The following is a 5,379-nucleotide window of genomic DNA, read 5'->3' as shown; positions in this document are numbered from 1 at the left end:
TGAGGCCCCACTTGATCTGGGTGGCCGGGTTGGTCTGCCAGTCGGCCCCGGCCGAGGCCATCTTGGTGCCGGGCAGCGCCTGGAAGAGGCCGTACGCGCCGGAGGAGGCGTTGACGGCGTGGTAGTTCCAGCTGGACTCGTGGTCCACGATGTTGCTGAAGCACTGGAACTGGTCGCCCGCGACCATCTGACGCGCCATCGCCTGGATCTGCGCGACCGAGTAGCTGCTCTGGGTGGCGAAGCTGGAGGCGTCGCGGACGTCGTCGCGGCTGGCCTCGGCGGCTGCCTTGGTCTCCCGCTCCTTGGCCAGCTCGGCCGCCTTCTCGGCGGCCTCCTTCTTCGCGATCGCCGTCTCGGCGGCGGCCTTGCGGGCCGCGGCCTCGGCGTCCTTCTTGGCGGTCGCGTCAGCCGCGATGGCCTGGGCATCGGCCTGCTGCGTCAGGGACGCGGTCTGCACCTGCGCCTGCTGACCCGCGGGGATGTCCGCGAGGAGCGTGGCGTCCGCTGCCATCGCCTCGGGGTCGTTGGGCTGCGCGACGCTGCCCGAGGCAACTCCGACGACGCTACCTACGGCGGTGACCGCGGTGGCGGAGGCCACTGCGAATCCCCGGACCGAAATCCGGCTCACACGGTTTCCTTCCAGCATCGCCCGCTTCGGTGACCCTGGCGGACGCAATCTTGCCCCTGGCGCTGGCCTCCCAACTGAGGGTCACGGGAGACACGGGCCCGGTGGGCAACTCCCTTTTCAGGAGCGCCGCGTGGTGCTCGGGCGGCATACGACGGAAGTATGGAGTTGGGATCGTGCTCCCGGTGGTGCCGCACCCTCCCCGCCAGGGGCGAGGGCGGTACCCGGGGGTACAGGTGTGTCGTATGCGGGGCCTGACAGAAATGAGACTCTGCCGTAACCGGACGCCGGGTGGCAATTCCGAGTTGCGTGTGAAAGCTCACACCTCGTTTGGCCCAGGGGATTTCAGGAAACGCCCGCGCACGAAGACGCCGCCCGGATAAGCTCTTCAGCTTCTCCGGGCGGCGCCTGAGGGGTTCTACAGGACGTCAGATATGGCCGTCCTCCAGCATTTCGGTCACAAGTGCCGCGATCTGGGACCTTTCCGAACGGTTCAGGGTGACATGCGCGAACAGCGGATGTCCCTTCAGCTTCTCCACCACGGCCACCACACCGTCGTACCGACCGACACGCAGGTTGTCGCGCTGGGCCACGTCATGGGTGAGGACCACCCGCGAGTTGGCGCCGATCCGGGACAGCACGGTCAGCAGGACGTTCCGCTCCAGGGACTGGGCCTCGTCCACGATCACGAAGGCGTCGTGCAGGGAGCGGCCGCGGATGTGGGTGAGCGGGAGGACCTCCAGCATCCCGCGCGCCGTGATCTCCTCGATGACCTCCCGGCTGGTGACCGCCGAGAGCGTGTCGAAGACGGCCTGGGCCCAGGGGCCCATCTTCTCCGCCTCGCTGCCCGGCAGATAGCCCAGCTCCTGCCCGCCGACCGCGTACAGCGGCCGGAAGACCATCACCTTCTGGTGCTGACGGCGTTCCAGGACCGCCTCCAGGCCCGCGCACAGCGCGAGCGCCGACTTGCCGGTGCCCGCGCGGCCGCCCATGGAGAGGATGCCGACGTCCGGATCGAGCAGCAGGTCGAGCGCGATGCGCTGCTCGGCGCTGCGGCCCTTGATGCCGAACGCCTCGCGGTCGCCGCGCACCAGCCGGACGTTGCCCTCGGGGGTGACCCGGCCGAGCGCCTTGCCGCGCTCGGACTGGATGGTCAGCCCGGTGTGCACGGGCAGGTCGGCGGCCTCCGGGACGTACACGTGTCCTTCCTCGAAGAGGATGTCCACCTGGTCGCCGGGGAGGGTCAGTTCGGACATGCCGGTCCAGCCGGAGGCGTCCGTGATCGCCAGCTCCGCGCGGTACTCCTCGGCCAGCAGGCCGACGGAGGACGCCTTGATGCGCAGCGGCAGGTCCTTCGACACGACGGTGACGTCGAAGCCCTCGGCCTGCAGATTCCGGGCCACCGCGAGGATGCGGGAGTCGTTGTCCCCCAGGCGGTAGCCGGTGGGCAGCACGCTGGGGTCCGAGTGGTTGAGCTCGACACGGACGGTACCGCCCAGTTCACCGATCGGGATCGGGGCGTCGAGGCGGCCGTGCCGTACCCGGTAGTCGTCCAGCAGGCGCAGGGCCTGGCGGGCGAAGTAGCCGAGCTCGGGATGGTGCCGCTTGGCCTCCAGTTCCGTGACCACCACGATCGGGAGCACGACCTCGTGCTCCTCGAAGCGGGTCAGGGCATTGGGATCGGCCAGCAGGACGCTGGTGTCGAGAACATAGGTGCGCCGGTCGGGCATGCGGCGCTTTGTGCTGGTCACCACGGAAGGACGTACCCCCTCGGATGAGGTCGGGGAGCGACGAAGAGGAGCTGGGCCGGTTCCTGGCCCCCGCGTGCGGCGGGCCGGACACCGGCCCTCCGCGGCTGCTTCCGCGCGAGGACCGCACGGTCGGGCTGGTGCAAAGGGCCTCCCGGGCGGACGGCCCCGAGCCGCCCGCTGAGATACGACACCCGTGGTTCGGGCGTCGACCTGCCTTCGTTATGCCCGGCAACCCCCGCCACCATGCCGAACCCCCCTCGGGCACGCCGGTGAACTCGTTGTTACATCCGGGTGGAGGGGGGTATACGGGGCGATCGGTCGCTTCGGTCCTGCGGTTCGCCCCTGTGGGCGGCGGGGTCCGTCAGCCGCCGAAGCGGCGGTGGCGGGCGGCGTAGTCGCGCAGGGCCCGCAGGAAGTCGACCTTGCGGAAGGCCGGCCAGAAGACGTCGCAGAAGTAGTACTCGGAGTGGGCGGTCTGCCACAGCATGAAGCCGGACAGGCGCTGCTCGCCGCTGGTGCGGATGACCAGGTCGGGGTCGGGCTGGGCGCCGGTGTAGAGGTGGCGGCCGATCATGTCGATGTCGACGGACTCGGCCAGCTCCTCCATGGAGACGCCCTTGTCCTGGGCGTCGAGAAGCATGGAGCGCACGGCGTCGGCGATCTCCTGGCGGCCGCCGTAGCCGATGGCGACGTTGACCACTATCCCGTCGACCTCGCGCGTCGCCTCCTCGGCCTCCTTGAGGGTGCGCTGCATCCCGGCCGGCAGCAGGTCGCGGGTGCCGACGTGGTGCACGCGCCAGCGGCCGTCGGAGGCGAGGGTGCGGACGACGTCCTCGATGATGCCGAGCAGCGGGCCCAGCTCGTCCTGGGGACGGTCGAAGTTGTCCGTGGACAGCAGCCACAGGGTGACGACCCCGACGTCGGTCTCGGAGCACCAGCCGAGGAATTCCTCGATCTTCTCGGCCCCGGCCCGGTGCCCGTGGACGGTGCTGGAGCCTGCCGCCTTCGCCCAGCGGCGGTTGCCGTCCATGATGACGCCGATGTGCTTGGGCACCTGAGCGTGGTCCAGGTGACCTTCCACCCGGCGCGCGTAGAGCCTGACGAGCAGGCCGCGCAGCTTGTCGCGCAGGTTCACGTGTGAGCCCCTCCAAAACGGCCGCGGTTGCGGTCCCCGCGGTGGCCGAGCCTACCCCCGCCCTTGGTGCGCCGGTGGCCGGGGGTTTCGGTGCCGGAGCCTTCCCCCAAGAAAAACGGGCCGGTCCGTGGGGGGGGGAGACGGACCGGCCCGAGGGGGGGTTTCCACCATAACCCTTCGTGAGGGATGGTGCGTGCATCGGCGCACCACAACTACTCTGCGGAGTCACCCGATAGCGCCCTGGTGGGTGCGGAATGCTTGATTCAGCGGCCTCGAATGGCTGATTCGCGACGGAATCACAGGAGAAACGAGCCACTAGGAAACGAATACCAGGGTTTGAGCCGTCTCGGTGACCGCGTGGCGAGTTGTCCAAGGTCCCCCCTCGGGGCGACCCCGTCAGCGAACGGCGGACTTGACGATTCCGCTCCGGAAGAGCCGGACTTCAGGGGGCCGCGGGAGGGGGATGGGGGCCGCGGACGGGGTTCTGGTTTTGCTGCCGCGAATGACGAGTGGGGCGCGGTGGGACGTGGTGCGGCGGCGGGTCCACCGGTGTGGACAACGACGTGGATAACGATGTGGTCACCGAGGCGGGGACCCGTGTGATCACCGCTGTGCCGGCCCCTCGGGTTTGCGGGCGTCGAAGAGGTGCCGGGTGCTGTGGGCGACGAACGGCCCCTCCGTGACGATCCGCTCGTGCAGCGCGCGCAGTCGCGGCTCGTACGCCTCGGCGGTGAATCCCGGGACCATCCAGACGACCTTGCGCAGGAAGTGCACGACGGCGCCGATGTCGTGGAACTCCATCCGCAGCCGCTCGGCCCGTACCTCGACAACCTCCAGCCCGGCCGCCTCCGCCCCGGCCCGCTCCCGCCCGGGGTCGCGGCCGGTGCGGACCTCCTCCGGCTGGGGCCCGAGGAAGTACTCGACCAGCTCGAAGACGCTCGCCGGTCCGACGTGCTGCGCGAAGTACGTGCCGCCGGGCCGCAGCACCCGGGCGATCTCCGCCCAGTCCGGGGACACCGGGTGGCGGCTGAGAACCAGGTCGAAGGCGGCGTCGGCGAACGGCAGCGGGGCGCCGTCCGGCACCTCGACCACGACGACACCGCGCGGGCGCAGCAGGGTGGTGGCCTTCGCTGCGTTCGGCCGCCGGCCCTCGGTGGCGGCGATCAGCGCGGGGCGGTCGGGGGCGGCCGTATCCAGCGCGAAGTCCAGCACCTCGCCGCCGCCGGTCTGCACGTCCAGCGCGGCCTCGGCACGGGCGAGGCGCTCGCCTGCGGACCGGGCGTATCCCCAAGACGGCCGCTCTTCGCCGGCGCGGCCCTCGAACCAGGAGAAGTCCCAGCCGTCGGTGGGGACGGCGGTCGCTTCGGCGACGAGGGTGTCGTAGGTGGTGGGGTGGCTGGCGGTCATGGGGGCCATGCTGGCAGGGGGCGCGGGTGGCGTCCTCTCCTTTTTTGCGCTGCTTTTCGGTGCTGCGTTTCTGCGCTGCTTTTTCAGTGCTGCTTGCCGCTCGGCTGGGTACGGTCGCGGCGGAGGTGGTGTGGGGATGGGGCGGCGGTGGCACGACGGGGCGGGGACGCTGACGGTGCACGGAGCGGGGGGTGCGGTGGCTGTCCCGCTGGAGATCGCGGCGTCCTACCGGGCGCGGACCAGGGGGCTGCTCGGGCGCGACACCGTGGACGGCGCGATGCTGCTGACGCCGGCCGGGAGCGTGCACACCTTCCGGATGCGGTTCCCCATCGACGTGGCGTACCTCGACCGGCACCTCACGGTGATCGCGGTGCGGACGATGGTGCCGGGGCGGCTGGGACTGCCCCGGCCGCGATCCCGGCATGTGCTGGAGGCGGGGGCCGGGGCGATGGCGGGGTGGG

Annotated in this window: 5 protein-coding genes; 1 reads left to right on the top strand and 4 read right to left on the bottom strand. The window is 70.7% G+C overall.

Annotated features, from left to right (window positions below):
• The 4 genes from GTW40_RS09295 to GTW40_RS09280 form a co-directional block, all read right to left on the bottom strand.
• A partial coding sequence (locus GTW40_RS09295) for a transglycosylase SLT domain-containing protein (protein ID WP_161179691.1) occupies positions 1–646 on the bottom strand: 646 nt, incomplete at its 3' end.
• Positions 647–1,053: 407 nt separating this feature from the next.
• A complete protein-coding gene (locus GTW40_RS09290; protein ID WP_161179690.1) occupies positions 1,054–2,379 on the bottom strand; it encodes a PhoH family protein in 1,326 nt (441 codons plus the stop codon).
• A 358-nt stretch (positions 2,380–2,737) separates the two neighbouring features.
• Positions 2,738–3,511 carry an isoprenyl transferase gene (locus GTW40_RS09285; RefSeq protein WP_161179689.1) on the bottom strand — a complete coding sequence of 258 codons (774 nt, stop codon included), beginning with the start codon at positions 3,509–3,511 and terminating at the stop codon, positions 2,738–2,740.
• Between the two features lie 603 nt (positions 3,512–4,114).
• Positions 4,115–4,918: a methyltransferase domain-containing protein gene (locus GTW40_RS09280; RefSeq protein ID WP_161179688.1), complete on the bottom strand. Its 804-nt coding sequence runs from the start codon at positions 4,916–4,918 to the stop codon at positions 4,115–4,117.
• 136 nt (positions 4,919–5,054) lie between these two features.
• Between GTW40_RS09280 and GTW40_RS09275 the strand changes: the two genes are divergently transcribed.
• A partial coding sequence (locus GTW40_RS09275) for a DUF192 domain-containing protein (RefSeq protein ID WP_161179687.1) occupies positions 5,055–5,379 on the top strand: 325 nt, incomplete at its 3' end.

It is taken from the genome of Streptomyces sp. SID4985 (assembly GCF_009863025.1).
Taxonomy (GTDB): domain Bacteria; phylum Actinomycetota; class Actinomycetes; order Streptomycetales; family Streptomycetaceae; genus Streptomyces.
The sequence above is the reverse complement of the archived record's forward strand: the minus strand, read 5'-3'. Positions and strand labels throughout refer to the sequence as shown.

What these genes read in the sequence shown, in the direction of transcription:
- GTW40_RS09280 (WP_161179688.1), bottom strand. Translation starts at nt 4,918, where the DNA reads ATGACCGCCAGCCACCCCACCACCTACGACACCCTCGTCGCCGAAGCG.